Source organism: Bradyrhizobium sp. CCBAU 45321 (assembly GCF_028128975.1).
Lineage (GTDB): Bacteria > Pseudomonadota > Alphaproteobacteria > Rhizobiales > Xanthobacteraceae > Bradyrhizobium > Bradyrhizobium yuanmingense.
Genome location: NZ_LFKZ01000017.1, coordinates 145475 through 171196 on the forward strand (window position 1 = coordinate 145475; position 25722 = coordinate 171196).

Annotated in this window: 25 protein-coding genes; 12 read left to right on the forward strand and 13 right to left on the reverse strand. The window is 64.5% G+C overall.

Going from position 1 to position 25722, the window contains the following annotated elements; translation table 11 throughout:
• Positions 1–108: 108 nt before the first annotated feature.
• The 7 genes from ACM43_RS06650 (at position 109) to arfB (ending at position 9116) form a co-directional block, all read left to right on the forward strand.
• On the forward strand, positions 109–1080 hold the full coding sequence (locus ACM43_RS06650) for a bifunctional riboflavin kinase/FAD synthetase (protein WP_271539073.1): 972 nt from the start codon (positions 109–111) through the stop codon (positions 1078–1080).
• A gap of 203 nt (positions 1081–1283) precedes the next feature.
• Positions 1284–4292: an isoleucine--tRNA ligase gene (gene ileS, locus ACM43_RS06655; RefSeq protein ID WP_271539075.1), complete on the forward strand. Its 3009-nt coding sequence runs from the start codon at positions 1284–1286 to the stop codon at positions 4290–4292.
• Between the two features lie 10 nt (positions 4293–4302).
• Positions 4303–4797, forward strand: a complete 495-nt coding sequence (gene lspA, locus ACM43_RS06660; protein ID WP_036027098.1) for a signal peptidase II — start codon at positions 4303–4305, stop codon at positions 4795–4797.
• A 97-nt stretch (positions 4798–4894) separates the two neighbouring features.
• Positions 4895–5620 carry a hypothetical protein gene (locus ACM43_RS06665; protein WP_271539816.1) on the forward strand — a complete coding sequence of 242 codons (726 nt, stop codon included), beginning with the start codon at positions 4895–4897 and terminating at the stop codon, positions 5618–5620.
• A gap of 204 nt (positions 5621–5824) precedes the next feature.
• Positions 5825–7219: a M16 family metallopeptidase gene (locus tag ACM43_RS06670; RefSeq protein ID WP_439098845.1), complete on the forward strand. Its 1395-nt coding sequence runs from the start codon at positions 5825–5827 to the stop codon at positions 7217–7219.
• Complete coding sequence (locus ACM43_RS06675; protein WP_271539078.1) at positions 7216–8580, forward strand: M16 family metallopeptidase; 1365 nt, start codon at positions 7216–7218, stop codon at positions 8578–8580. Before ACM43_RS06670 ends, ACM43_RS06675 begins: the two co-directional genes overlap by 4 nt.
• A 119-nt stretch (positions 8581–8699) precedes the next feature.
• Positions 8700–9116: an alternative ribosome rescue aminoacyl-tRNA hydrolase ArfB gene (gene arfB, locus ACM43_RS06680; RefSeq protein ID WP_036009333.1), complete on the forward strand. Its 417-nt coding sequence runs from the start codon at positions 8700–8702 to the stop codon at positions 9114–9116.
• Between the two features lie 56 nt (positions 9117–9172).
• Here the strand turns inward: arfB and ACM43_RS06685 are convergent, their stop codons facing one another.
• A complete protein-coding gene (locus ACM43_RS06685) occupies positions 9173–9481 on the reverse strand; it encodes a hypothetical protein (protein ID WP_157286510.1) in 309 nt (102 codons plus the stop codon).
• A gap of 317 nt (positions 9482–9798) precedes the next feature.
• Here ACM43_RS06685 and mutL point away from each other — a divergent pair, with 317 nt between their 5' ends.
• Positions 9799–11613 carry a DNA mismatch repair endonuclease MutL gene (mutL, locus tag ACM43_RS06690; protein WP_271539082.1) on the forward strand — a complete coding sequence of 605 codons (1815 nt, stop codon included), beginning with the start codon at positions 9799–9801 and terminating at the stop codon, positions 11611–11613.
• A gap of 116 nt (positions 11614–11729) precedes the next feature.
• Here the strand turns inward: mutL and rsmD are convergent, their stop codons facing one another.
• Both rsmD and ACM43_RS06700 read right to left on the reverse strand, forming a co-directional pair.
• Positions 11730–12284, reverse strand: coding sequence for a 16S rRNA (guanine(966)-N(2))-methyltransferase RsmD (gene rsmD / locus ACM43_RS06695; protein WP_271539084.1), 555 nt, complete (start codon positions 12282–12284; stop codon positions 11730–11732).
• 140 nt (positions 12285–12424) lie between these two features.
• Entirely contained in the window at positions 12425–14443 is a 2019-nt protein-coding gene (locus ACM43_RS06700) for a pseudouridine synthase (protein WP_271539086.1), read from the reverse strand.
• Between the two features lie 117 nt (positions 14444–14560).
• On the opposite strand from ACM43_RS06700, the gene ACM43_RS06705 reads away from it, so the two are divergent.
• Positions 14561–15019 carry a nucleoside deaminase gene (locus ACM43_RS06705; protein WP_271539088.1) on the forward strand — a complete coding sequence of 153 codons (459 nt, stop codon included), beginning with the start codon at positions 14561–14563 and terminating at the stop codon, positions 15017–15019.
• Positions 15020–15121: 102 nt separating this feature from the next.
• On the opposite strand, the gene ACM43_RS06710 is transcribed toward ACM43_RS06705, so the two are convergent.
• From ACM43_RS06710 to ACM43_RS06720, 3 genes are all read right to left on the reverse strand, one after another.
• Positions 15122–16024 carry an alpha/beta fold hydrolase gene (locus ACM43_RS06710; RefSeq protein ID WP_271539090.1) on the reverse strand — a complete coding sequence of 301 codons (903 nt, stop codon included), beginning with the start codon at positions 16022–16024 and terminating at the stop codon, positions 15122–15124.
• A gap of 204 nt (positions 16025–16228) precedes the next feature.
• Positions 16229–17512 carry a phosphoribosylamine--glycine ligase gene (gene purD, locus ACM43_RS06715; protein WP_271539092.1) on the reverse strand — a complete coding sequence of 428 codons (1284 nt, stop codon included), beginning with the start codon at positions 17510–17512 and terminating at the stop codon, positions 16229–16231.
• Between the two features lie 282 nt (positions 17513–17794).
• Positions 17795–18340: a hypothetical protein gene (locus tag ACM43_RS06720; protein ID WP_271539094.1), complete on the reverse strand. Its 546-nt coding sequence runs from the start codon at positions 18338–18340 to the stop codon at positions 17795–17797.
• A gap of 518 nt (positions 18341–18858) precedes the next feature.
• Between ACM43_RS06720 and ACM43_RS06725 the strand changes: the two genes are divergently transcribed.
• The 3 genes from ACM43_RS06725 to ACM43_RS06735 all read left to right on the forward strand — a co-directional run bounded on the left by ACM43_RS06725 (position 18859) and on the right by ACM43_RS06735 (position 20662).
• The gene (locus ACM43_RS06725; RefSeq protein ID WP_271539096.1) at positions 18859–19077 is read left to right on the forward strand and encodes a hypothetical protein; all 219 of its coding nucleotides are present in this window, start codon (positions 18859–18861) and stop codon (positions 19075–19077) included.
• 346 nt (positions 19078–19423) lie between these two features.
• Positions 19424–19729, forward strand: a complete 306-nt coding sequence (locus tag ACM43_RS06730) for an REP-associated tyrosine transposase (protein ID WP_271539098.1) — start codon at positions 19424–19426, stop codon at positions 19727–19729.
• A gap of 168 nt (positions 19730–19897) precedes the next feature.
• On the forward strand, positions 19898–20662 hold the full coding sequence (locus ACM43_RS06735; RefSeq protein ID WP_271539100.1) for an IclR family transcriptional regulator: 765 nt from the start codon (positions 19898–19900) through the stop codon (positions 20660–20662).
• A gap of 231 nt (positions 20663–20893) precedes the next feature.
• On the opposite strand, the gene ACM43_RS06740 is transcribed toward ACM43_RS06735, so the two are convergent.
• The 7 genes from ACM43_RS06740 to ACM43_RS06775 all read right to left on the reverse strand — a co-directional run bounded on the left by ACM43_RS06740 (position 20894) and on the right by ACM43_RS06775 (position 25660).
• Positions 20894–21082, reverse strand: a complete 189-nt coding sequence (locus tag ACM43_RS06740) for a hypothetical protein (protein WP_128264838.1) — start codon at positions 21080–21082, stop codon at positions 20894–20896.
• A 294-nt stretch (positions 21083–21376) separates the two neighbouring features.
• Positions 21377–21523 (reverse strand): hypothetical protein, encoded by a 147-nt coding sequence (locus ACM43_RS06745; protein WP_271539103.1) that lies wholly within the window; start codon positions 21521–21523, stop codon positions 21377–21379.
• Positions 21524–22761: 1238 nt separating this feature from the next.
• Positions 22762–22932 carry a hypothetical protein gene (locus ACM43_RS06755; protein WP_271539106.1) on the reverse strand — a complete coding sequence of 57 codons (171 nt, stop codon included), beginning with the start codon at positions 22930–22932 and terminating at the stop codon, positions 22762–22764.
• Entirely contained in the window at positions 22916–23137 is a 222-nt protein-coding gene (locus ACM43_RS06760) for a hypothetical protein (RefSeq protein WP_271539107.1), read from the reverse strand. The genes ACM43_RS06755 and ACM43_RS06760 overlap by 17 nt, the downstream gene beginning before the upstream one ends.
• Positions 23138–23271: 134 nt before the next feature.
• The gene (locus ACM43_RS06765) at positions 23272–23541 is read right to left on the reverse strand and encodes a DUF1488 family protein (protein WP_271539108.1); all 270 of its coding nucleotides are present in this window, start codon (positions 23539–23541) and stop codon (positions 23272–23274) included.
• Between the two features lie 188 nt (positions 23542–23729).
• Positions 23730–24488: an SDR family NAD(P)-dependent oxidoreductase gene (locus tag ACM43_RS06770; protein ID WP_271539109.1), complete on the reverse strand. Its 759-nt coding sequence runs from the start codon at positions 24486–24488 to the stop codon at positions 23730–23732.
• Positions 24485–25660, reverse strand: a complete 1176-nt coding sequence (locus tag ACM43_RS06775; RefSeq protein ID WP_271539817.1) for an ABC transporter substrate-binding protein — start codon at positions 25658–25660, stop codon at positions 24485–24487. Before ACM43_RS06775 ends, ACM43_RS06770 begins: the two co-directional genes overlap by 4 nt.
• Between the last annotated feature and the right edge of the window lie 62 nt (positions 25661–25722).

The following is a 25722-nucleotide window of genomic DNA, read 5'->3' on the forward strand; positions in this document are numbered from 1 at the left end:
CCGAAGGCTTGAAATCGTGTTCAATGTCTGCCCGCCCCGCCGCTTGACTTCGCAGGGCCGGTCGCGCCACGGTCCGGGCCGGTCCTGCCCGGTTCGAGAATTCCCCTGATGGCTCCGCCTTTTACCGTCATCCGCGACACAACGCCGGATTCCGCGATTCCGAGGGGCGCCGTCGTTGCCATGGGCAATTTCGACGGCGTGCATCTCGGCCATCGCGCCGTCATCGCGGCTGCCCTGGAGATGGGCAGGGCGCATGGCCGGCCTGCGCTGGCCTTGACCTTCGAGCCGCATCCGCGACGGTTCTTCAGCCCCAACACCCCGCAATTCCGCCTGACGGACGAGCGGGCCAAGCTGCGGCTTCTGGCTGGTACCGGGCTTGCCGGCGCCGTGGTCATGACCTTCGACAAGGCCCGTGCCGGAACCAGCGCGCAAGATTTCATTCACCATGACCTGATCGGGCGTCTCGGCGTCAGCGGCATCGCGGTCGGCTACGACTTCCATTTCGGCAAGGGACGGGTCGGCTCGCCCGGCCTCCTGGTCAACGAGGCGCCCCGGCTCGGCATCGAGGTCGACGTCCAGCCGCATGTCGACATCGACGAGCGGCCGGTCTCCTCCAGCGCGATCCGGATCGCCCTCGCCGAGGGCCAGCTCGACGAGGCCACGACCATGCTGGGCGCGCCCTGGTTCATCACCGGCGAGGTCATCCACGGCGAAAAGCGCGGCCGCGACCTCGGCTATCCCACCGCCAACATCCGCCTGGACGCCAATTGCGGCCTCAAGCACGGCATCTACGCGGTCCGGGTCGGGCGCGGCACCGAGCGTCTGGATGGCGTGGCCAGCTTCGGCCGCCGCCCGACCTTCGACAATGGCGCCCCGCTGCTCGAAATCTTCCTGTTCGACTTCAAGGGCGACCTCTACGGGCAGGCGCTCGACTGCGCCTTCATCGGCTTCATCCGCGAGGAGCTGAAATTCGATGGTCTGGAGGCCCTGATCCGCCAGATGGACGACGATTCCGCCCGCGCCCGCGCCATGCTCGCCGCCGCCCCGGACGCGTTTCCGCGCCTGGGCGTGATCGATTGAGAGGCGAAACCGGGCCACCCGGACCTTTGCGCTTCCTCCGCCCCCCTGCTATGGAGAGCCCATGTTTGCGCGGCGCATCATAGGGATTAGCGGCCCGGCTTCCGCCTGAGCCTGAGGGCTCGGCGCAAGACCGGGATTTCGTCGTTTCACCCGCGATTCCGCATCGCCATCCGTTCCCGCGCCCTTCCGAGCCAGTCAGCCTCATGTCCGAAAAGCCGCAAAAGTCCCAAAAGTCTGAAGCCAAGGACTATTCGAAGACCCTGTTCCTGCCGCAGACCGAATTCCCGATGCGCGCCGGCCTGCCACAGCGCGAGCCGGAGATCCTCAAGCGCTGGTACGAGATCGGCCTCTACGAGAAGCTGCGCCAGAATGCGAAGGGGCGCGCCAAGTTCGTGCTGCATGACGGTCCGCCCTACGCCAACGGCAACATCCATATCGGCACGGCGCTGAACAAGATCCTGAAGGACCTCGTCACCAAGAGCCAGCAGATGCTCGGCTTCGATTCCAACTACGTGCCGGGCTGGGACTGCCACGGCCTGCCGATCGAGTGGAAGGTCGAGGAGGAGCACTATCGCAAGAAGGGCAAGCAAAAGCCCGACTTCCGCGACAGCGCCGCGATGATCGATTTCCGCAAGGAGTGCCGCGCCTATGCCACGCACTGGCTCGGCGTGCAGCGCGAGGAGTTCAAGCGCCTTGGCGTGATCGGCGATTGGGACCATCCCTACGCCACCATGAGCTATCCGGCCGAAGCCCAGATCGCGCGCGAGCTGATGAAGTTCGCCGCCAACGGCACGCTCTATCGCGGCTCCAAGCCGGTGATGTGGAGCGTGGTCGAGAAGACCGCGCTGGCCGAAGCCGAGGTGGAATACGAGGACCACACGTCCGATACGGTCTGGGTGAAATTCCCGGTGACCTCGCCCGCGCACGGTGCGCTCGCCTCGGCGAGCGTCGTGATCTGGACCACCACACCCTGGACGCTGCCGGGCAACCGCGCCATCTCGTTCTCGCCGAAGATCGCTTATGGCCTCTACAAGGTGACGGACGCCCCCGCCGACAATTGGGCCAGAAATGGCGACCTCCTCATCCTCGCCGATGCGCTCGCGCAAGACGTCTTCAAGCAGGCGCGCGTGACGGCTTATGAGAAGGTCCGCGACGTCCCCGGCGACACCATGGACGCGATCGAGTGTGCCCATCCGCTCAAGGGCATCGGCGGTGGCTACGACTTCATCGTGCCGCTGCTGCCTGGCGACCATGTCACCGACGACACCGGCACCGGCTTCGTGCACACGGCGCCCGGCCACGGCCGCGAGGACTTCGATGTCTGGATGGCAGAGGCGCGCGATCTCGACGCGCGCGGCATCAACACCGCCATCCCCTACACTGTCGACGAGAACGGCGCCTACACCGATCATGCGCCGGGCTTTGCCGGCAAGCGCGTCATCACCGACAAGGGCGAGAAGGGCGATGCCAACGAGGCCGTGATCAAGGCGCTCGTCGAGAAAGGCATGCTGCTCGCCCGCGGCCGGCTCAAGCACCAATATCCGCATTCCTGGCGCTCCAAGAAGCCGGTGATCTTCCGCAACACGCCGCAATGGTTCATCGCGATGGACAAGGATATCGCGACGGCTGGCAAGACCAAGGCCGGCGACACGCTGCGCGCCCGCGCGCTGCACGCGATCTCAGTGACGCAATGGGTGCCGCCATCGGGCGAAAACCGCATCAACGGTATGATCGAGGCGCGCCCGGACTGGGTGATCTCGCGCCAGCGCGCCTGGGGCGTGCCGATCGCCGTTTTCGTGCGCGAGAAGGGCGACGGCTCCGCCGAGATCCTCCAGGACGAGGCCGTCAATGCGCGCATCGGCGAAGCCTTCGAGAAGGAAGGCGCCGACGCCTGGTACGCGACCGGCGCGCGCGAGCGCTTCCTCGGGCCCCGCGCGAACGAAGACTGGCAGAAGGTCGACGACATTCTCGACGTCTGGTTCGATTCCGGCTCGACCCACGCTTTCGTGCTCGAAGATCCCGTGCAGTTTCCCGGGCTCGCCGGCATCAAGCGCAAGGTCGACGGTGGCGCCGACACGGTGATGTATCTGGAAGGCTCGGACCAGCATCGCGGCTGGTTCCATTCCTCGCTGCTGGAAAGCTGCGGCACGCGCGGCCGCGCGCCCTATGACATCGTGCTGACCCACGGCTTCACCCAGGCCGAGGACGGCCGCAAGATGTCGAAGTCGCTCGGAAACACGATCGAGCCGCAGGCCGTCATCAAGGAATCCGGCGCCGACATCTTAAGGCTCTGGGTGGCGTCCTGCGACTACACCGACGACCAACGCATCGGCCCCGAGATCCTGAAGAACACCGTCGAGACCTACCGCAAGCTGCGCAACACGGTGCGCTGGATGCTGGGGACGCTGCACCACTACAATCCGGCCGATGCAGTGGCGCCGGCCGAGATGCCCGAGCTCGAGCGTTTGATGCTGCACGAGCTCTCAGGTCGCGCCGCTGCGATCGGCAAGGCCTATCGGGAGTTCGACTACAAGACCGTGATCGCGATCCTGTCGGCCTTCCTTAACAGCGAGCTCTCCGCATTCTACTTCGACATCCGCAAGGATACGCTGTATTGCGATCCGCCCTCGTCACTGACGCGCAAGGCGGCGCTGACGACCATCGACCTGTTGTGCGCTTCGATCCTGAAATGGCTGGCCCCGATCCTCAGCTTCACTGCGGAAGAGGCGTGGCGCATGTACCGGCCCGACGCCGAACCGTCCGTGCACCTGACGCTGTTCCCGACCGATCTCGAAGCCTTGCGCGACGATAAGCTCGCCGCGAAATGGGAGACGATCCGCAACGTGCGTCGCGTCGTCACCGGCGCACTCGAGCTGGAACGCGCCGCCAAGAACATCGGCTCCTCGCTCGAGGCATCGCCGGTGATCTATGTCGCCGATCGCGGCATGCTGGCGACCTTGTTCGACATCGATCTGGCTGAAGTCTGCATCACCTCGAACTACGAGGTGCGGGAGGGCGAGGCGCCGGCCTCGGCGTTCCGCCTCGATGCCGTCCCCGGCGTCTCGGTCGTGGTGGAGAAGGCGATCGGCACCAAATGCGCCCGCTCCTGGAAGATCTCGCCGATGGTCGGCGAGGACCCTGAATACCCCGACGTCACCCCGCGCGATGCCAAGGCACTGCGCGAGTGGAAGGCGCTGGGGGTGATCGTCTGATCGGTCGGCCATGACCCCGCTCCGCGCCGGCATCCTCGCGGCCATGGTCACGCTCGTGGCCGACCAGGCCTCGAAGCTCTGGCTGTTGAACGTGTTCGACCTCGCCCGTCGCGGCGCGGTGCGGGTGACGCCGTTCTTCGACCTGGTGCTGGCCTGGAATATCGGCATCAGCTTCGGCTGGCTCCAGAACGACAGCCAGGCCGCGCAGCTCGCGCTGATGGCCGTCAAAGTGATCGCGGTGGTTGCGCTGGCGATCTGGATGGCCCGCTCGCACACCATGCTCGCGACCGTCGCGCTCGGCCTGATCATCGGCGGCGCCATCGGCAACGGCATCGACCGCCTGGCCTATGGCGCGGTGGTGGATTTCGCCCTGTTCCACATCGAAATCGCCGGAAATACCTATAATTGGTATGTGTTTAACCTCGCGGACGTGGCCATCGTTGCTGGGGTGGCAGCGCTATTGTATGATTCCTTCCTGGGGGTACCCGCCGCAAAAGCGCCCTGATCCCGGCCGATACGGACCGGCAGGTGGAACCCGGCTTTTGCAAGGGTTAGAGCCGCGTGCGAGCGGCAATCTGCTACAATATGAAACAGGTACGGTAATGCGCAGCTCGAAGACCAGCGGTTCGATGGTTCGAGGCTCCCAATCGGGGGCCTGGCGGGCACTGAGATTGTCCGCCGTCGCGCTCGGCATCGGCCTCGTCATGTCGACCGGTGCCGCCCGTGCGGCCGACGATGACGACGACGACATGACCTTCGAAGAGAAGCTCATCGACAATCTGATGACCGGCCTTGGCGCCAAGAGCATGGAAAAACCCGGCATCGAATACCGCGAGCGTTCGCCGCTGGTCGTGCCGCCCAAGCTCGACCTGCCGCCGCCTGCCGCAGCCGAGGCTGCGGCTGCGCCAAACTGGCCGAAGGACCCCGACGAGAAGCGCCGCAAGGAAGCCATCGCCCAGCGGAAGAAGTCCGGTAACAAGGCAACGGAGTACTGGAAGAACGCCCAGCCGCTGTCGCCCGCCGAGTTGAACGCCCATAGGACGGCCGCCGCCGAAAAGACCGGCAATGATCCGGTCCAGCCGGGCACCAACGTGGCCAATCCGACGATGAGCCCTGCCGAACTCGGATATACCGGCGGGCTGTGGAAACTGTTCAAAGGGAACGGGCCCGAGTCCAAGCAATTTACGTCGGAACCGCCACGCCAATCGCTGGTGGAGCCGCCGCCGGGATATCAGACGCCGTCGCCGAACTACGCCTACGGCGCCGGCCCGGATAATTCGAAGCGGACCTATTTCGACGTCCGATCCGGCAAGGAGAAGGAACAATAGCGTTCCTGTCCTGTCGCGACATTCTGACCCACGCGATGCGAGGGTCGGCGGTGCATGTCCGCCCACCTCGTTCAAAATTGCTTATCAGTAACTTGCCTAAGCGTTGAGTTCTCTGCTTCGTGACGCGAAGCCTCAGCCGCACGGTGTAGCCTGCCGTGCCCTCCGAGCCGGAGATCCGGGCTCGGCACCTCACAACCAGGGATCATGATGTCCTCTTACCGATCGGCTGCCTGCCTCCTTGCCGCGCTGCTTTCGACGAGTGTCCTTTCGGCCGGCGCCGCCCTTGCCCAGACCACGGTGACATCGGCTCCGCCCGCCAGCTTCACGCTCGCCAACGGCATGCAGGTCGTGGTGATCCCGGACCGCCGCACCCCCGTCGTCACCGAGATGATCTGGTACAAGGTCGGCTCGGCCGATGAGACGCCCGGCAAGTCCGGCCTCGCGCACTTCCTCGAGCACCTGATGTTCAAGGGCACCGCGAAGCATCCGGCAGGCGAATTCTCCCAGACCGTGCTGCGTGTCGGCGGCAACGAGAACGCTTCGACCTCGGTCGACTACACCAACTACTATCAGCGCGTGCCGAAAGAGCAGCTGCCGACCATGATGGAGTTCGAGGCCGACCGCATGACGGGCCTCGTCCTCAAGGACGAGAACGTGCTGCCCGAGCGCGACGTCGTGCTCGAAGAGTACAACATGCGCGTCGCCAACAATCCGGATGCGCGGTTGAACGAGCAGATCATGGCCGCGCTCTATCTCAACCATCCCTACGGGCGGCCGGTGATCGGCTGGCATCAGGAGATCGAGAAGCTCGATCGCGAGGATGCGCTTGCCTTCTATCGCCGCTTCTATGCGCCGAACAACGCGATCCTGGTGATCGCCGGCGACGTCGACGCCGCCGAAATCCGCCCGCTGGTCGAGCGCAATTTCGGCTCGATCCCCGCGCAGCCCGCGATCCCGGCGCGGCGCGTTCGTCCGCAGGAGCCGGAGCCCGCCGCCCCGCGCACCGTCACGCTGGCCGACCCGCGCGTCGAGCAGCCGAACATGCGGCGCTATTATCTCGTGCCCTCCGCGACCACGGCCGCGGCCGGCGAGAGCGCGGCCCTCGATGTGCTGGCGCAGCTGATCGGCAGCGGCAGCAATTCCTATCTCTACCGTGCCCTCGTGGTCGACAAGCCGCTCGCGGTCTCCGCCAGCGCCAGCTATTCGAGCATCTCGCTCGACCCGACCCAATTCGCGATCTCGGCTGCACCGAAACCCGGCGTCAGTTTTTCAGAGCTCGAGCAGGCGGTCGACGGGGTCCTTGCCAACGTCGCACAGAACCCGATCCGCGCCGAGGATTTGGAGCGGGTCAAAACCCAGCTCATTGCCGAAGCGATCTACGCCCAGGACAACCAGGCTGTGCTGGCGCGCTGGTACGGCGGCGCGCTGACCACCGGCCTGTCGATCGAGGACATCAGGAGCTGGCCCGATCGCATCCGCGCCGTCACCGCCGAGCAGGTTCGCGCCGTTGCGCAGAAATGGCTCGAGAAGAAGCGCTCGGTGACGGGCTACCTGATCAAGGACACTGCAACCGCCAAGCGCGAGGAGAAGCGATCGTGACCTATTCCTTCCTTCGACGCGTTGCATTTTCCGTTGCCGCCGGCGCGGTCCTCGCGTTCTCTGCCGCCTCGCCGTCGCAGGCCGCCGCAAAGATCCAGCACCTGATCTCGCCGGGCGGCATCGAAGCCTGGTTCGTGCAGGACGCAACCGTGCCGCTGATTGCGATGGAATATTCCTTCGCCGGAGGCTCGGCGGAGGACCCAAAGGACAAGCCGGGCGTTGCCAATCTGGTCGGCTCTCTCCTCGACGAAGGCTCAGGCGATCTCGATTCCAAGACGTTCCATGAACGGCTCGACCGCCGCGCCATCGAGCTGTCCTTCAACGCCACCCGCGACACCCTCCGCGGCAGCCTGCGCATGCTGCGCGACAACAAGGACGAGGCCTTCGACCTGCTTAGGATGGCGCTGACCTCGCCGCATTTCGACGCGGCCGACGTCGAACGCATCCGCTCGCAGGTCATCTCGGGCCTGCGCCGCGAGACCACCAATCCGACCTCGCTGGCGAGCCGCAAGTTTCTGGAGCTCGCGTTCGGCGATCACCCCTACAGCCGGCAGAGCAACGGCAACCTCGACAGCGTGCCGACCATCACAATTGCCGACCTGAGGAATTATGTCGGCCGTGTCCTCGCCAGGGATGGCCTCAAGATTGCGGTCGTCGGCGACGTCGATCCGGCTACGCTCGGAAAGCTGCTCGACCACACCTTTGGAAGCCTCCCGGCCAAGGCTAATCTGACGCCAGTCCCCGACGTCGAGGCTGCAAAGCCGCCGCAACGCGCCTTCGTGACCCTCGACGTGCCGCAGACGGTGATCACCTTCGGCGGACCCGGCGTGAAGCGGAGTGACCCCAGCTTCATGGCGGCCTATGTGGTCAATCACATCCTCGGCGGCGGCGGCTTGTCATCCCGGCTCTATCGCGAGGTGCGCGAAAAGCGCGGGCTGGCCTATTCGGTGTACGAGTCGCTGCTCTGGATGCAGCACTCGGCGATCTTCATCGGCAACACCGGCACCCGCGCAGACCGTGCCGGCGACACCATCGAGGCCATCGAACAGGAGGTGCGCCGCATCGCCGAGGAGGGTCCGACGCAGAAGGAGCTCGATGAGGCCAAGTCCTACCTCAAGGGCTCGCAGATGCTGGCGCTCGACACCTCGTCCAAGCTGGCACAGGCGCTGCTGCAATATCAGCAGGACAAGCTGCCGATCGACTATATCGAGAAGCGCAACGCCATCGTCGACGCCGTGACGCTGGACGATGCCAAGGCGGCCGCCAAGCGGCTCTGGGGCCAGGGGCTGCTGACCGTTGTCGTCGGCCGGGCCCCGCAGGCCGCCGCGCAACCGGCGGCTGCCACACCGAAGTCGAACTGATCTCTTTTCTCGACGTTTCCTGAATGGCCGGGGCCATCCCGGCCATTTGCATTTCACGGCAGCGCCATTGCTGACGACGGATGTCCGCGGTATGTCCTGACATCACGAATGGTGCCAGCATGCTGCGGATATCCCGCGATCTCGTCATCGACGAGGACGACATCGAGATCGGCTTTGTCCGCGCCTCCGGCCCGGGCGGGCAGAACGTCAACAAGGTCGCGACCTCCGCGCAGCTGCGCTTCGACACGCGCAAGCTGACCTTGCCCGAGGACGCGGCGCTGCGCCTTGCCCGCATTGCCGGCCAGCGCATGACCAAGGACGGCGTGATCGTGATCCACGCCCAGCGCTTCCGCACCCAGGAGCGCAACCGCCAGGATGCCATCGATCGCCTCGTCGAGATGCTCAAGGAGGCCATGGTCCGGCCGACGCCTCGCCGCGCGACGCGGCCGACCTTCGCCTCCAAGCAGCGACGGCTCGAGGGCAAGAAACGCCGCAGCGACATCAAGGCCGGCCGCGGTCGGAGCTTCGACGATTGATGCGAAAAACCTCCGGTCGCGGGAGCGACCGGAGGTTTGCCGTTCGCGAGCTGGCGTCAGTAGCGCTTGCCGGCCGCAGCACCGCCGGTCGCCGCATCGTCGGCGGTGCCCTTGCGCGGCGCGCTGCCGGTGGTTCCGACGGACCCCTTCGTGCCCTTGCCCGACTTCATGCCGACCTTCTCGCCGGCTGCGCCCTGCTGTGCACCGAGATCCTCATCCTCGCTGCCTGACGCGCCGCCTTGCATGGGCTTGCTTTGTACGGTGCCGCCAGGCCTCGTCCCAGACGAGGTGCCTTGGGCGAGAACGGGCGTTGCAACGAGGGCCGCGAGAGCGCATGCGATCGCAGAGGTCTTCACCAACTTCATCCATTTCTCCTGGAATGTCGCGATGAACCGTTCGGCTGCCTTCTGCACCGTTCGCCTGCACCGGATCGGCTCATCGCGCTGAAAGTTCGAACGGTGCGGTGTGATGCAAGCCGCGTCGTGTGGTGATCGTTTAGGATTTTCGCGGCGCTTTCGCGGAATTGTGCTCCTCATATGCGGCGGCGCGGAACATGCCACGCATTCCCGACGGACGACGCGAGTCGAAAATGTCCCCCATTTCGAGTGTGGGAAGCTCGACCTGACCCATGCATTTGTCGCTGCGCGGCATTAGACTTGAGAATATTCGCCGAGTGAGTCTCATGCCCGTCCGCCAGCTGCCAGAACAGGTCGTCAACCGCATCGCCGCCGGCGAGGTGGTCGAACGTCCGGCAAGCGTGGTCAAGGAGCTGGTCGAGAACGCGATCGACGCCGGCGCGAGCCGCATCGACGTCTTCACCGACGGCGGCGGGCGGCGGCGGATCGGCATCACCGACGACGGCAGCGGCATGACCGCAAAAGACCTTGCGCTCGCCGTCGAGCGCCATGCCACCTCCAAGCTCGACGACGAGGACCTGCTGCAGATCCGCACCCTCGGGTTTCGCGGCGAGGCCCTGCCCTCGATCGGCTCGGTGGCGCGCCTCTCCATCACCACGCGACACGCGAGCGAGCCGCACGCCTGGGCGCTGTCGGTCGAGGGCGGCGAGAAGTCCGGGATCATGCCGGCGGCGCTGGCGCATGGCACGCGCGTCGAGGTTGGCGACCTCTTCTATGCGACGCCGGCGCGGCTCAAGTTCCTGAAGACCGACCGCACCGAGGCGGAAGCCATCCGCGAAGTGGTACGGCGCCTCGCGATGGCGCGGCCCGACATCGCCTTCACGCTCGCCGGCGAGGAGCGCGCACCGGTGAACTGGACCGCGGCGCTGCCCGGCGCGGCCGGACGGCTGACCCGGCTCGGCGACATCCTCGGCGCCGAGTTCCGCAGCCACGCCATCGAGGTCCATGCCGAGCGCGAGGGGGTCGTGGTCGCCGGCTATGCCGCCGCGCCGGCGCTCACAAAGGCCAATGCGCTCGGCCAATATCTCTTCGTCAACGGCCGGCCGGTGCGCGACAAGCTCATTCTCGGCGCCGTGCGCGCGGCCTATTCCGACTATCTGCCGCGCGACCGCCATCCCGTGCTGGCGCTGTTCGTCACGCTCGATCCGCGCGAGGTCGACGCCAATGTGCATCCGGCCAAGACCGAGGTGCGCTTCCGCAATGCCGGCCTCGTCCGCGCGCTGATCGTGCATGGCTTGAAGGAAGCGCTGGCGCGCGAGGGCCGCCGCACCGCCGCCAATAGCGGCGAGAGCGCGCTGTCCTCGTTCCGGCCCGCCTTCATGCCGCCACGTCCGGCAAGCTGGGACTGGCGCGCCTCGCCAGCCGCCCCGGTGGCGCCGATGCCGTCGTTCGAAGGCTCGGCTGCACCTGCGTTCACCGAACGGGCCCAAGCTGCGTTCGACGTCGGCGCGCCCAGCGCGGACGTTCGGATCGAGACGCAGCCGGTAGCTGATCTCGTCGACCGCCCGCTCGGGGCGGCGCGCACGCAGATCCACGAGACCTACATCGTCTCGCAGACCCGCGACGGCCTGATCATCGTCGACCAGCACGCCGCGCATGAGCGCATCGTCTACGAGCGGCTGAAGGCCTCGCTCGCTGCCAACGGCGTGCAGCGGCAGATCCTGCTGATCCCTGAGATCGTCGAGATGGACGAGGCGACGGTGGAGCGCCTGCTGGAGCGCAGCGAGGAGCTGGCGTCGTTCGGCCTTGCCATTGAATCCTTCGGCCCTGGCGCGGTCGCGGTGCGCGAGACGCCGTCGCTGCTCGGCAAGACCAATGCCGGCGGCCTGTTGCGCGATCTTTCCGAGCACATGGCCGAATGGGACGAGGCGCTGCCGCTCGAACGCCGCCTGATGCACGTCGCGGCGACCATGGCCTGCCACGGCTCGGTGCGCGCCGGCCGCCGCTTGCGGCCGGAGGAGATGAACGCCCTGCTCCGCGAGATGGAGGACACCCCGAACTCCGGCCAGTGCAATCACGGCCGGCCGACCTATGTCGAGCTGAAGCTGAGCGACGTGGAGAAGCTGTTCGGGCGGAGGTGATCCGATGCTCTCGTAGGGTGGGCAAAGGCGCGCTCTTCGCGCCGTGCCCACCATCTTCCAAAGTCGCAAGAAATGTGGTGGGCACGCTTCGCTTTGCCCACCCTACGGCAGCGGCGCTACGGCCCTTTCAGAAACACGAACTCCGTATCGTCATACGCTCGCCGCTCCAATTCCTCGTATCCTTCCGGCGTCACGAACTGCGCGGCCTTCGCCTCCTCCACCACCAGCAGCGCGCCCGGGGTGAGCCAGCCGCCGTCGCGCAGGCTCGCGAGCGCCTTCTCGGCAAAGCCCTTGCCATAGGGCGGATCGAGGAACACCAGCGAGAACGGCTCGACGGGATGCGCGGGGCCGAGATCGGTCGCATCGCGGCGATAGACTTTTGTCACCCCGCCGAGGCCGAGCGATTCCACATTGTTGCGCAGCAGCGCCCGCGCCTCCGCGCCGTTGTCGACGAACAGCGTGAATTTCGCCCCGCGCGAGGCCGCCTCGATGCCGAGCGCGCCGGTGCCGGCGAAGAGATCGAGGACGCGCGCGTCGGGAATCGGATCGTCATAGGCGTGCACGAGGATGTTGAACACGGACTCGCGCAACCGGTCCGCCGTCGGCCGGATGTCACGCGAGGACGGTGAGGCAAGATTGCGCCCCTTCAAACGACCGCCGACGACGCGCATCACACCACTCCGTCATGCCCAGGCTTGTCCCGGGCATCCACGTTCTTCAGCCGTAGGCGCAAGCAAGACGTGGATGGCCGGGTCAAGCCCGGCCATGACGACCACTTGCGCATTGCCAGGCTCGTTCTACCCATTTGGACCTACTCGCCGTCCCGCGGCGTCAGGTCGCGCTTGCCGTGATAGCCGCGCTTGGGACGGCGCGGCGGGCCGTAGCCGCTCGCCTCCATCTCGTTGCGCTCGCGCGCCTCCTCGCTGCCGGTGCGCTGCACCAGCACGCGGCGACCCTTGCGGTCGTTGATCACCGCGCGCTTGCTGGCGGGCTTCTTCTCGCTCGCTGCGTCGTCGGCGCGCGAAGATGATTTCGAGGGCGCGTCGAACTGCGCGCCCGACTTCTCGATCACCTTGTCGCCGAGCTGCTCGCGCAGCACGCGCGCGCGGATCTCCTCGACCTGGCCTTCCGGAATCTCGCCGAGCTGGAACGGGCCGTAGGAGACGCGGATCAGCCGGTTCACCTCGAGGCCGAGATGGGCGCAGACATTGCGCACCTCGCGGTTCTTGCCTTCGCGAATCGCGAACACCAGCCAGACATTGGCGCCCTGGTCGCGCTCCAGCGTGGCCTCGATCGGACCGTACTTGACGCCCTCGATCTCGATGCCGTTCTTGAGCTCGTCGAGCTGTGCCTGGGTGACATCGCCATGGGCGCGGACGCGGTAGCGGCGCAGCCAGCCGGTGTCGGGCAGCTCGAGCGTGCGCGCGAGGCCGCCATCGTTGGTGAGCAGCAGCAAGCCCTCGGTGTTGAAGTCGAGCCGGCCGACGCTGATCAGCCGCGGCAGGCCTTCGGGCAGATTGTCGAACACGGTCGGACGGCCCTCGGGGTCGTCATGCGTCGTCATCAGCCCGCGCGGCTTGTGGTAGAGGAACAGCCGCGTGCGCTCGCGCTCCGGCAACGGCTTGCCGTCGACCATGACGACGTCGTTCTTGGTGACGTCGAGCGCCGGCGAGTTGATCACCCTTCCGTTGACGGTGACGCGGCCCTGCGTGACCATCTCCTCGGCGTCGCGGCGCGAGGCGAGACCGGCGCGGGCCAGCACCTTGGCGATGCGCTCGCCGGCCTTCTTCGGCTTCGGTGCGTCGTCGCGGCGCGGCCGGCCCTCGAAATCACGATCGCGCTCGCGATAGGCGCCGCGGCCGCCGAAGGCGGGACGCTTCTCGAAGATCCTGCTGTCGTCCTCATTCTCGCGGCGCGGACGATCGCGGAAGCGGCCCTCGTTGCGCGGATGCTCCTGCCAGTCCATGCGGCCTTCGGGGCGCTGGCGCGGCCGATCGAACTTCGGACGGTCACCGCGTTCGCTGTCGCGGTCACGGGGCCGATCGAATTTCGGCCGCTCGCGGAACGGGCGGTCACCGGATGCGCGGTCGTCGCGCGAACGAGAGAAACGCGGACGTTCATCGCCACGACCGCCCTCACGGCGATCGTCGCGCTGACGCCAGGGCTTCTCGTCGCCGCGATCGCGGCCGCCGAAATCCTTGTCGAAGCTCTTGCGCGGGCGATCCCCGCGCGGTGCGCGATCACCGCGATCGAAATTCGGGCGGTCTCCGCGTGGCTTGAAGCTGCGTTCGCCACGATCCTCGCGCGGCCCGCGATCCCCACGGTCGCGTTGGCGATCCCCACGGTCGCGTCCGCGATCCGGCCCGCCCCGCGAAAATTTCCGTTCGCCGTCGAATTTGCGCTCCGGGCGGTCGCCGCGCGGCGCGTAGGGCTTCTTCTCGCCGAACTTCCTGTCGCTGGAGCGGCCGGCCGAGCGTGCATCGTCGCGATCCCTGCGCGGCGGACGATCGTCGCGGCCAGATGACGGACGATCGCCGCGCGGCTTGAAGCTGCGCTCACCGCGGCCCTCGCTGCCGCGGTCGTCGCGCTTGAAGCGGGGACGGTCACTGAAATCGCGGCGCGGTGCGTCGCCTTCCTCGCGGCGGCGGAATGGACGGCTGTCGCGGTCGCCACGCGGCGGGCGGCTGTCGCGCTCACGCTTACCCCCACCCTTGCCCTCGAAGCCGCGCTTGGCGAATTTCTTCTCTGGCCCGCGCGGCTTGCCGCTACGGCCTTTGGCCGGGCCTCGCCGGCCGCGGGAATCGTTGTCTTTGTCGCTGTCGCGAGGCATGACTAATCTCACTTAAGGGGTGGCGCGAGCATTGTGCGCGCTCGCTGCGAGCCGCATGCTCAGGCAAAATCGGTATCCACTCTTGCTGAAGGCGGAGCTAGTAGCAGGTTTCTGGCGATGATACGAGGCATGAAAGCCCCTTCTTTCATGGATTTGGCGCTTCTGGCGGCCGAAAATGCCGGAAAAGCGGGCGAAGTTCCTGTTGGCTGCGTGGTGGTCCGCAACTACGAGGTGATCGCCACCGCGGCCAACCGGACGCTGACCGACCACGACCCGACGGGCCATGCCGAGATCATCGCGCTGCGCGCGGCCGCCGCGAAGATCGGCAGCGAGCGCCTGGTCGACTGCGACCTCTACGTGACGCTGGAGCCCTGCACGATGTGTGCGGGCGCGATCTCGTTTGCAAGGGTCCGCCGGCTCTATTACGGCGCGGCCGATCCCAAGGGGGGCGCGGTGGAGTCGGGCGTGCGGTTCTTTGCCTCGCCGACCTGTCACCACGCGCCGGAGGTCTATTCCGGCGTCGGCGAGAGCGAGGCGGCGCGGCTGCTCAAGGAGTTCTTTCGGGAGCGACGGTAGGTGCCTCCCGTCATTGCGAGCGAAGCGAAGCAATCCAGACTCTTTCCGCGGTGGCAGTCTGGATTGCTTCGTCGCAAGGGCTCCTCGCAATGACGAGGTTGATCAAGCCGCAAAGAACTCGCGCAGCGCCCTCGCGGTCACATCCGGATTCTCCTCGGTGAGGAAGTGGCCCGAATCCACCGGCATGCCGTCGACGTTGGTGGCCCATTGCTTCCACGTGTCGAGCGGCGTCGCGGCGGCCTGGGCGATGCCGGCATTGCCCCACAGCGCCAGCATCGGAATGGTGATCTTCTTGCCGGCCTCGAAATCGGCCTTGTCGAGGTCGTAGTCGAAATAGGCGCCGGCGCGGTAGTCCTCGCACATCGCGTGGATGCGGGCGGGATCGCGGAACGGGGCGAGGTAGTGCTCGAGCGCGCGCGGATCGATCGCGTCCAACGTCTTCGACCTGGTCTGGCTCGCCATCTTGAAGCGCAGGAAGAACTCGCCTTGGCCTGCGATCAGCGTCTCCGGCAGCGGATAAGGCTGCGCCAGGAAGGCCCAGTGATAGATCTTCAACGCGTAGGCGCGGTTCATCCGCTCCCAGTAATTATAGGTCGGCAGGATATCGAGCACGGCGAGCTTCGACAGCCGGCCCGGATGGTCGAGCGCGAGCCGGTACGACACGCGGCCGCCGCGGTCGTGGCCGGCGAGCGCGAAATGCACGTGGCCGAGCCGCTCCATCACCTCGACCATGGCTTTCGCCATGGCGCGCTTGCTGTAGGGGATGTGCAGCGCATCGCTGGCGGGCATGTCGGACCAGCCGTAGCCCGGCAGATCGGCGATGATCAGCGTGAAGGCTTCCGCCAGCTCAGGCGCCACCTGGTGCCACATCACGTGGGTCTCGGAGAAGCCGTGCAGCAGCAGCAGCGGCGGGCCCTTGCCGCCGACGCGGGCGAAGATGCGGCCGAACGAGGTGTCGATCCATTCGGCGGCAAAGCCCGGATAGAGGTCGGCGAGATCGGACATCTTGTTGCATCCTTGTTGGTCGGTCCCGGGGCCGGCCTCGACAAAAGTGTCGAAAACAACCCCATGCACAGTACCGGTATTATCGTCGGGGCAACTAACCCCAACTGCTGATTGCACATTCTGGAGTGCAGATGTGGCGGCGCGGTGACGCCAATGTCGAGATTTCCGGATCGGCGCGTTGGCGCGCCGTCCGCAATGACGACGCTAATTTTTGGCCTTTTCCGCCTCCACCGCCTGCCAGCCGATGTCGCGGCGGCAGAAGCCGTCCGGCCAGTCGATGCGGTCGACCGCCTGATAGGCGCGCGCCTGCGCTTCCGTCACGGTCGCACCCAGCGCGCAGACATTGAGCACGCGGCCGCCATTGGCGAGGATCGCGCCGTCCTTCTCAACCGTGCCGGCGTGGAAGATCTCGACGGTGTCGACCTTGGCAGCCTCCTCGAGCCCCTGGATGCGCGTGCCCTTCTGGTAGTCGCCGGGATAGCCCTTCGCGGCCATCACCACGGTGATGGCGGATTCCGGATACCAGCGCAGATCGAAATGCTTCAGCTCCCCGTCGCAGGCGGCGAGCAGCGCCGGCACGATGTCGCTCATCATGCGCAGCATCAAGACCTGGCACTCGGGATCGCCGAAGCGCACGTTGAACTCGAACAGCTTTGGCCCCTGCGTCGTCAGCATGATGCCGGCATAGAGCACGCCGCGGAACGGCGTGCCGCGCTGCTTCATGCCAGCGACCGTCGGCAGGATGATTTTAGCCATGATCGCGTCGTGGATGGCGGGCGTGACCAGCGGCGTCGGCGAATAGGCGCCCATGCCGCCGGTGTTCGGGCCGACATCGTGGTCGAACACGCGCTTGTGGTCCTGGGCGGAGGCCAGCGGAATCGCGGTCTCGCCGTCGCACAGGGCGAAGAAGCTGATCTCGCGGCCGGGCAGAAACTCCTCGATCACGACCTCAGCGCCGGCCTCGCCAAAGGCGCCCTCGAACATCATGGCGATGGCGTCCTCGGCCTCGCGCACGGTTTTCGCAACGACGACGCCCTTGCCGGCGGCAAGCCCGTCGGCCTTCACCACGATCGGCGCGCCCTGGCTCTGCACATAGGCGCGCGCATCGTTGGCGTTGGTGAACCGCTTGTAGGCGCCCGTGGGGATGCCGAACTCGGTGCACAGCGCCTTGGTGAAACCCTTTGAGCTTTCGAGCTGCGCCGCCACCTTGCTCGGCCCGAACGCCTTGATGCCGGCAGAAGTGAGATCATCGACGATGCCGGCCGCCAGCGGCGTCTCCGGCCCGACCACCACGAGCTCGACCTTGTTGGCCTTGCAGAAGTCGATCACCGCGGCATGGTCGGCGACATCGAGCGCCACGCAGTCCGACTCCCTGGCAATGCCGGCATTGCCGGGCGCGCACCAGAATTTGGTGACCAGGGGAGAGGCCGCGATCTTCCACGCCAGAGCATGTTCGCGGCCGCCGGAACCGAGCAGGAGAATGTGCATCGAGGGCTCAGGGATGAGGGGTTTTGCTGGGGGCGGAGGTCGCATGAATCGGGGTGGGGCTCAAGGGGGTGAGGCCTCCCATTCCCCGTCATTCCGGGGCGTGGCGAACTCCGCTGCCGCCCTTGTAGAAGACTGATCTCCCATCTACCGCGTTGGGATGCTGGCAGAAACCGGAGACGGTGTCCGTCCGGCGTTCCTTCTCGACGGTCCGACTGTCGTTGTACGGCTCCCGCGCCGAGCGACAAGAAGGGGGGAAGCGGCTGAGCCGCCTCCCTTTACGTGTCAGCCGTTGCGAATATCCGGCAGGCCTTCGCCTTCAACATCGTCGTTGCTGATCGAAATCAAATTTCCATCGATCTCGTGCGCATCGAATTTTCGCTGCGCCACGCGATAAAACACGTCCGCGTAGGTTTCGAAATAGTCGAACACATCCTTCATTCGCCGATAGGAAACCCTGTCGTCGAGCACTTCGCGCCTGACGAAGCATCTTACCGGCCTTCCTCTGGCTGTCGCCAAAGTGAAATGCAGACCCCAACTGTCAGGCATCGGCCGGGTGTTACCAATCGGCTTAAGCTGATTCTCGTCCAATATCCGCACAATCTCGTCATCGAAATATTTGATCGTCAGATATTGGCTCTGAGCGTGATAGTGGATGTCCCGCCAGACCCCGAGCGGAATTGCGTCTTCGCCTGATACCCACCTGCGCATCGAGCGATCCGACACGCTGATGATGTTCGCGAGCTGAATTTGCCAAGACGGGCCAAACAGCACTTCACCGATTTGGCGAAGCAACATCGCATTGGCGTTCGGAGGGATTTGTTGCGTCATATGAAGAGGACCTTTCCTGTCCAAGTTCGTTTTCGGGCGGAGCTAATCCCCGGGCCGATACAGATATTCTAAGCCCTAGTATTGAAGGCTTCAAGGTCCCGCCAAAGCAAAGCTGTGCGACCGGTCCAGCCCGTAGGATGGGTTGAGCCCTTGCGAAACCCATCACACGTGTCTCTCGATGGGCCCAGAGAGTTGGCCGACCGAGTGCCAACTGCGACTCATCTTCAGTTGTGGTTGGATGATAGCCGCGAAGACGGAGAGCGGGCTCAGGAGGCGATGGGTTTCGCAAGAGCTCAACCCATCCTACGAGCTATCGAATCCGTCCGGCGTTAACTTTTAGGTATTAACAGCGTTAAGGACTGGAGGCGCCGTTTTTTTGGAGCATTCATTAGAATTTCTGTAGATATTTCAATTTGATACCAGCAAATTTCGTCGTTCATTTTGTTTAAGAACGGAAATTTAGAATTGATAACGGGAAGGCAACCTTTGTCTGCCATGCTGGTCGGCGAGGAAGTCCAATGAGCTACACAGATCTGCCTACGATTCTGGAGATTGTGAAGACAACCGCTGAGTTTGGTGCATGGACGACTCTGGCAGTTGTTGTGGGTGTGCAGTCTCCGAAATTACTGAAGATCGTCTTGGATTTCGTGCTCAAGCTTATCAAGGATCTCCGTACGCCTCCGAAGCCGCCCAAATCTCCTAGACCCCCACAAATTTCAAAACCCCAGCAGGGCTGACGAACTTGACCTTCCGCTTCTTCCAACCGATGAAGCTGAAACCGACCGGTGTGTTGTCTGCCATTCGATATTCGATCTTCCCGCGCGTTACTCGCGCGCGGATAGTTTTTTGATCCGTTATGCGGAGTCAGCACTAACATAATCGGATGCCCACCGTGCCAAGGCTTGTATCAATTTTGGTGTGACCCAATGTCCAGCAGACAGCCCGGAGGATGGGTTGAGCCCTTGCGAAACCCATCGCGCTTGTTTCGTGATAAGATCACGTCATGACCGCGTACTGCCGTAACTTCGTTCCGGGTGGGTGTTTCTTCTTCACCGTCAATTTGGCGGAGCGGAGCTGGCGTTGTTGACAGATCATATCGAGGTGTTGCGCGGAGCGTTTCGCGAAACGCGTCAGCGCCATCCATTCCCGATCGATGCCATCGTGGTGCTGCCTGACCACCTTCACACGGTGTGGACGCTACCGGAAGGTGATGCCGATTTTGCGATGCGCTGGCAGTTGATCAAATCCACCTTTTCGCGCGGCCTGGCGCACAATGAAAGGATATCCCAAAGCCGCTTGGCCAAAGGTGAACGGGGCGTTGGCAATTACCCGGTCGATTGGGCCGGCGATCAGTCGGAGGACGGCCGCGATTGCGGTGAGCGGGGATAGAGCAGCGATGGGTTTCGCAAGGGCTCAACCCATCCTACGAGCTGGTGGATGATCTCGTCGAGCTCGGCCAGGCCTGCCGGCGATCGACTTTTCGCCGTGCGAGCAATCGGCTACACGGGAATTGCATTTCCGTGCGCTCGCGAGCGCTGATTCCAACAAGGCCTAGGGATGACTGAAAAGCCGCAGCCGGGCGCGCCCGCCCTGGAGAAAGGGCTGGACCTCCTGGAGGCGCTGGCGGGCGCGGCGCGCGGGCTCAGCCAGAAGCAGCTCGCCGAACGCGTGGGGCGCTCCGTCAGCGAGATCTTCCGGATGCTGGTGGCGCTGGAGCGGCGGGGCTATGTCGCGCGCGACCCAGCGACCGGCGAATACACGTTGACGCTCAAACTGTTCCGGATCGCCTCGCAATTCCCGCCGACCGAGCGGCTGCTGAAGGCGGCGCTGCCGGTCATGGAGCAGCTCGCCTCGCGCGTGCAGCTGTCCTGTCACCTCACGGTGCTGCACGGCGAGCAGTTCATGGTGATCGCCCGGATCGAGCCGGAATGGCTGATGGGCTGGTCGGTCAAGGTCGGCGCGGTGTTTCCGCTGACGCAGCAATACGCGTCGGCGAAGGTTCTGGCGGCCTTTCAGCTCGAGGGCCGGCGCGAAGAGCTGGCGCAGGTCATCGCGACCAATGATCGGATCAGCATCAAGAAGGCGCTTGCCGCGCTCGACCGCATTTCGGCGGAGGGAGGAAACTTCTCCAATGATGACGGCTATACGCGCATCCTTGCCTATAGCTGCCCGATCATCGAAGCCTCAGGCCGCGCGGTGGCCGCGATGACCGTGCCGCTGGTGCGGCAGGATCAAATTCCCGCCGCGGAAGCCAGCGCCATCGCCGAGGAGCTGCGCAGCGCGGCCAGGATCGTCTCCGAGAGAATCGGCGGCGTTTCCTGACGTATGCTGGGAGCAGGCTCCATTGCTGCAACGATGGAGCTGCACTCCCTCTCCCGCTTGCGGGAGAGGGCTGGGGAGAGGGTGTTTCCGCGATGGGACACTACCCCAGAGGCGAAAGCCTTCACCCGCGCGTTGCGCGACCTCTCCCGCATCCGCCTTCGCCAGAAGGCGGGCTTCGGCGGACAAGAGCGGGAGAGGTTGCACCGAGCCCGCAGAAACGGTCTGCTGCTTTCACCCTTTTTGTTTCTGTTCTGCGCTTTTTCCATCGGAGCTTTTGGAGCGCTCTTCGAAACGATCGGCCCCCTTAGGCAGATCGTGCCCCATCTTGCTCTCGTTTTTCGCTTCTTCCTTGGACGTTGCTTCACGCAAGCCTTCAGCGGCCTGTTTCCCCGCCTTTGATGATTTTCGTTCGTCATCCATTGGTGGCTCCTCCCTGATCGAGACGCCTCCCAGGAAGCTCGCTGGTCTATCCCGGATTGGGCGTACCAACGTTCCAAGCAGATCGGCGAGACATTGTTCCCGCTGTCCGGTGAGGCTGTCAGTCGAGCCGCGGCACATGCCAACCGAACAGCGCAGGCCGGCATCGATGCGCTCAGCACGCTTCGACGGGCCCAACAGCGCTCGAATGTCTGCCTTGGGTCAAGGCCGGCGTCGCCGGATTAAGCGACAAGGTCAGCTACACATCAAAAGCAGACGTTCACTCTCTTCAGGACTTCAGACGCCCCGTCTTCTGATCTCGTCCTCGATTTCTTTGAGCACCTTGAGGATTTCGGGACCATCCATGTCGTCAAGCGCGGCGCGCTTAAAGCGCTCAACGATCGTCAGCTCAGCCTTCGAAGAAGGTCCAGCCCCGCTTTCCATCGCCGTCTCCCTTTCCGTAAGTTCGTGGCTTCAATCGCGTGACCGAGAGCCGAGATGCTCCTGCTTTCGTCCCTGGGGCTAGTGACGGGGCCTGTCCCTGTTCTTCTGGATGGGAGGCGTGCTTGGATTTAGCTTGCTCCGGAAGTGGTTCAGGACGGCGTTGATAGCCCAGTCGCTCTTGTTCGCCACTCTCGTTCGAAAGTCGATTATTCTCTTCACGCGATTGCGTGCACGGGATTGAAGGCGTCCCATCATGTCGGAGCCCGCAGACCCGGCGACGAAACCCACTGGTTAATGTGAATAGCCACTTCGGCCTGACGAACCTTCTGCAGCAAGTCGTCCCTGTCCTTGCCAGGCCGCAGTCTTTCGGCCTGATCGCGCCCGCGTTGCGCAAATTGGGAAAGCCGTTCTGAAAGTGTTAAAATCCGAGGCTGCATAGCGCTGCTCCCTGTCCGGTTGGGCGGGAGCACGATACTCTCAGTCACCGATAGAAGCCGTGGGCCGAGCGGTGATGAAGCGACTAGACACCCTATTCGGCAGGGAGTCGACCAAATTCGGTCGGGGCGCTTCGAATTGTCAATTCGCTGTACGAAGTAGGTAAAACAGGGCGCTATTTCCCTCGATCTGGGCCGTTTCGCGCGAAGTCTCATGGCCGCTCATCAGCAGGGCGTCGTCTTCCCAAACCTGCCACTCCCACTTCTGCGGGAGAAGAGCGTCCAGCCTCACCTCAAGCATGCGCCTCGCGGGAATTTTGTGGGCCATACAGCGTATATCCGCTCTCAGTCACCGATATATGCTACTGGCCTTGCGGTGATGCCGAAACGCTAGCACGGCACTAAGGTATTGTCTGTACAGATGTTGCCGCTTGCGAGCGGCAACAGCACCATAGGGCTTGGGCTATTGCTATCGTCCGCTCCCTTCAAGGCAGTGGATCGTCGACCGGTCGTTCGGGGTGCCAGACGATCGGTACCGGCTTCCGAAGAAGTTCATACGAGCGGGCAAAGTTGCGTCCGAGGTTGTTTACTCCCCTCAGGAGAGCCCTAGCGCCATCGAAAGGATCGTGAGGAGACCGATGGCGGCTATTGCCCCAGCCAATAGCATCATCATCCACGTAGGACGATTACTGAACATTCCCTGCGCCTCCGGTGCAGCTCAACGTAGGCAACTACGTGGGTCGAGAGGCTGTTTGATCTAAATCAAAAGTCCATGTGTCCCGTTAAACCCCGGGTCTGAGTCCTTCAGGATTGCAGGACCTTAAAGACCACAGTGGTCCGTCTTCTTATCTCGTCCTCGATTTCTTTGAGCAACTGGAGGAGCTTGGGGCCATCCAATTCTTCGCGCGCGGCGCGCATATAACGCTCCACGATTTTTGGCTCGGCCGTCGAAATAGGTTCAGCCACGTTTTCCATCGCCGTCTCCGATCCGGTTAAGGTCTGCCATCGGCCGGCTTTGCTCATTCTCGCGCCGTGTGCGCTCTGCAAGCTCGGCCAGTTGCATGTACTCGCGTGCCATCGTCTCAAGCTCCCGCTTGGCTTCGGGATTGCCGGTTTGAGACGCCTGCCGCCGGCACAGCACTTCAAGCGAGCGATAGGAATAGTTGGGTAGGTAATCCATCCGGCCAGTATGATTGGCAACCGCGGTTAGGGTCTTTCACTTGTGTTACAAAGTGAACAGTTCCGGGGTCACTATCACTCGGTTCCTGCACGGAACAATGTTGTGCTCGCCTCCGGCTACTCGATCCACTCCCCTCACGGCTGCGGCGGGGTACAGCCCCAAACAACGGGCATCTCCTCGCCAGCATCGTACCGTTCGCTTGCGATCTTCTCGATGACTAGTCGATGCTTCCTAAAGGTGGCTGCGATGTCGTTCGGCTCGGCTCCATCGGCAATCGCGCGGTCGGGCAAGGCGGACCACTCAACTTTGCAGACAACACGATCGTCGCCATCGAACATCGAGAACAGGACCGCTTCGGGCTGCTTCTCCTCGAAATGACCCGATGGATCAGGCGAAAGCGGCATCTCGGTTCTCCTGCGCTTAACGCCGAAGAACGCTGTGTCGCTCTGGTTCGTTCCTGGTGCCGTCCACTCCCTTCAAGGCAGTGAACGGAGCTTAAGGTCAGCCAGGGTCACAAGCGGTAATGCTTGGCCGATCACGAGATTTCCGCTTCGTTCCTCCGGAGGCAGACATGCTCTGATGCGTACTCGCCTTACGCCAGCGTCATCCCGCCGTCCACGACCCAGGCGGCACCATTCACATGTGCAGCCTCGTCGGAGGCGAAAAAAGCAACTACGTTGGCGACATCCTGCGGCCGCCCATGCGCAGTCGCAACGTTCCGGCGCAGCGCAATGGCGCCGTCACGCGCCTGGCCTTCCAATTCCCGGATCATGCGCGACTCGACCGGGCCCGGCAGAACGGCGTTGACCCTGATCCTGGTGCCGGCGACATCGAGCGCCGCCGTGCGTGTCAGCCCGAGCACGGCGTGCTTCGAGGCGACATAGCCGGCGAGCCCTGCACGCCCCCGGATCGCGGAGGTCGATGCGGTGTTGATGATGGCGCCCGTCCCGCGCTGCATCATTCTCGCGATGACGTGCTTGAGGCCGAGAAACACGCCCTTGACGTTCACCTGCAGCAACTGGTCGAAGGTTTCGTCGGGGTACTCGTGAACAGGCGCGACGACGCCCTCGATGCCGGCGTTGTTGGCGAAGATGCCGATCGGCCCCAGGCGTGCTTCGGTCGCCTCGACGAAGGCGATGGTGTCCTGCGCGAGCGAGACATCCGCGCGAATGGCGAGCGCCCTCGCCCCGGCCTGCTCGACCAGTTGGGCCGTGCCGCGCGCCGCCGCTTCGTCGCGATCGACGATCGCGACCGCAGCGCTCATCCGCGCCAACTTTAGCGCAATGGCGCGCCCGATATCGCCGCCGCCGCCGGTGACCAGCGCGACCGGCGGCCGGTCAGTGCCGCTCACGACTTCAGGAATTCGCAGCCGCCATCCGCCAGCGGCCGCCAGGCCTCCGACGGCGCGATGGTCTTGACCAGCTTGTAATAGTCCCAGGGATATCTGGAATCCGCGGGGGCCTTCACCTCGAACAGATACATGTTGTGCAGCTTGCGGCCATCGGCACGGACGATGCCCTTGCCGAACAGGGGATCATCGGTCGGCAGCTTCTTCATCTGCTCGACCACGGCCTTGCCGTCGCTGGAGGCGCCGAGCGCATCGACGGCCTTGAGGTAGTGCAGCGTCGTGGCGTAGGCGCCCGCATGCAGCGCGGTCGGATAGCGGCCGTTGTTGCGCGGCGCGAACCGCTTGGTCCAGGCGCGCGTGTCGTCATTCAGATCCCAGTAGAAGGCTTCGGTGAACTGCAGCCCCTGCGCGATCTTCAAGCCGAGCGAATGCACGTCGCTGAGATACAGCACCGTCGCGACCACGCGCTGGCCTCCTTGCGGAATGCCGAACTCGACCGCCTGCTTGATGGAATTGATGGTGTCGCCGCCGGCATTGATCAGCGCGATGATCTCCGCCTTCGACGACTGGGCCTGCAACAGGAAGGACGAGAAGTCCTGCGTGTTGATCGGCGTGCGCACGCCGCCGAGAACCTTGCCGCCGGCTTTCTGCACGACGTTCTTGATGTCGCCTTCCATGGCATGGCCGAAGGCATAGTCCGCGGTGAGCAGGAACCAGCTCTTGCCGCCGCTCTCGACGACGGCGCGCGCGACACCCGACGACAGCGCATAGGTGTCGTAGGTCCAGTGCACGAGGTTCGGCGAGCACGCCTTGCCGGTCAGGTCCGACGAGGACGCGCCGGACACCAGCAGCGTCTTGTTGTTCTGCTGCACGATGTTGCGCACCGCGAGCGCGACGGCCGAGTTCGGTGCGTCGACGATGACATCGACGCCTTGCCGATCGATCCATTCGCGCGCGATGTTGGCGCCCACATCTGCCTTGTTCATGTGATCGCCGCTGATGATCTCGATCGGCCGCGTCATCTTGGGTCCTGAAGCCTGGAAATCCTCGACCGCCATTTTGGCCCCCAGCACCGAGCCCGGACCTGTGACATCGGCATAAAGGCTGGACATGTCCGTCAGCACGCCGATGCGGAGCGGCTTTGTCTCCTGCGCTCGCGCGCCGAGCCCCGTCATGCCCAACGCCAATCCGCCGGCGCCGGCCAGCAGCCGGCGGCGGCTCACCCGATATCGTCCAG

Coding starts and splice junctions, on each gene's coding strand:
- ACM43_RS06700 (WP_271539086.1), bottom strand. CDS start 14,443: ATGCCTCGCGACAGCGACAAAGACAACGATTCCCGCGGCCGGCGAGGC.
- ACM43_RS06665 (WP_271539816.1), top strand. CDS start 4,895: ATGCGCAGCTCGAAGACCAGCGGTTCGATGGTTCGAGGCTCCCAATCG.
- ACM43_RS06720 (WP_271539094.1), bottom strand. CDS start 18,340: ATGACGCAACAAATCCCTCCGAACGCCAATGCGATGTTGCTTCGCCAA.
- purD (WP_271539092.1), bottom strand. CDS start 17,512: ATGCACATTCTCCTGCTCGGTTCCGGCGGCCGCGAACATGCTCTGGCG.
- ileS (WP_271539075.1), top strand. CDS start 1,284: ATGTCCGAAAAGCCGCAAAAGTCCCAAAAGTCTGAAGCCAAGGACTAT.
- arfB (WP_036009333.1), top strand. CDS start 8,700: ATGCTGCGGATATCCCGCGATCTCGTCATCGACGAGGACGACATCGAG.
- ACM43_RS06650 (WP_271539073.1), top strand. CDS start 109: ATGGCTCCGCCTTTTACCGTCATCCGCGACACAACGCCGGATTCCGCG.
- ACM43_RS06705 (WP_271539088.1), top strand. CDS start 14,561: ATGATACGAGGCATGAAAGCCCCTTCTTTCATGGATTTGGCGCTTCTG.
- ACM43_RS06670 (WP_439098845.1), top strand. CDS start 5,825: ATGATGTCCTCTTACCGATCGGCTGCCTGCCTCCTTGCCGCGCTGCTT.
- lspA (WP_036027098.1), top strand. CDS start 4,303: ATGACCCCGCTCCGCGCCGGCATCCTCGCGGCCATGGTCACGCTCGTG.
- ACM43_RS06710 (WP_271539090.1), bottom strand. CDS start 16,024: ATGTCCGATCTCGCCGACCTCTATCCGGGCTTTGCCGCCGAATGGATC.
- ACM43_RS06735 (WP_271539100.1), top strand. CDS start 19,898: ATGACTGAAAAGCCGCAGCCGGGCGCGCCCGCCCTGGAGAAAGGGCTG.
- ACM43_RS06685 (WP_157286510.1), bottom strand. CDS start 9,481: ATGAAGTTGGTGAAGACCTCTGCGATCGCATGCGCTCTCGCGGCCCTC.
- ACM43_RS06775 (WP_271539817.1), bottom strand. CDS start 25,660: ATGACGGGGCTCGGCGCGCGAGCGCAGGAGACAAAGCCGCTCCGCATC.
- ACM43_RS06725 (WP_271539096.1), top strand. CDS start 18,859: ATGAGCTACACAGATCTGCCTACGATTCTGGAGATTGTGAAGACAACC.
- ACM43_RS06760 (WP_271539107.1), bottom strand. CDS start 23,137: ATGGATTACCTACCCAACTATTCCTATCGCTCGCTTGAAGTGCTGTGC.
- ACM43_RS06745 (WP_271539103.1), bottom strand. CDS start 21,523: ATGGAAAGCGGGGCTGGACCTTCTTCGAAGGCTGAGCTGACGATCGTT.
- mutL (WP_271539082.1), top strand. CDS start 9,799: ATGCCCGTCCGCCAGCTGCCAGAACAGGTCGTCAACCGCATCGCCGCC.
- ACM43_RS06765 (WP_271539108.1), bottom strand. CDS start 23,541: ATGCCGCTTTCGCCTGATCCATCGGGTCATTTCGAGGAGAAGCAGCCC.
- ACM43_RS06755 (WP_271539106.1), bottom strand. CDS start 22,932: ATGGAAAACGTGGCTGAACCTATTTCGACGGCCGAGCCAAAAATCGTG.
- ACM43_RS06740 (WP_128264838.1), bottom strand. CDS start 21,082: ATGGATGACGAACGAAAATCATCAAAGGCGGGGAAACAGGCCGCTGAA.
- rsmD (WP_271539084.1), bottom strand. CDS start 12,284: ATGCGCGTCGTCGGCGGTCGTTTGAAGGGGCGCAATCTTGCCTCACCG.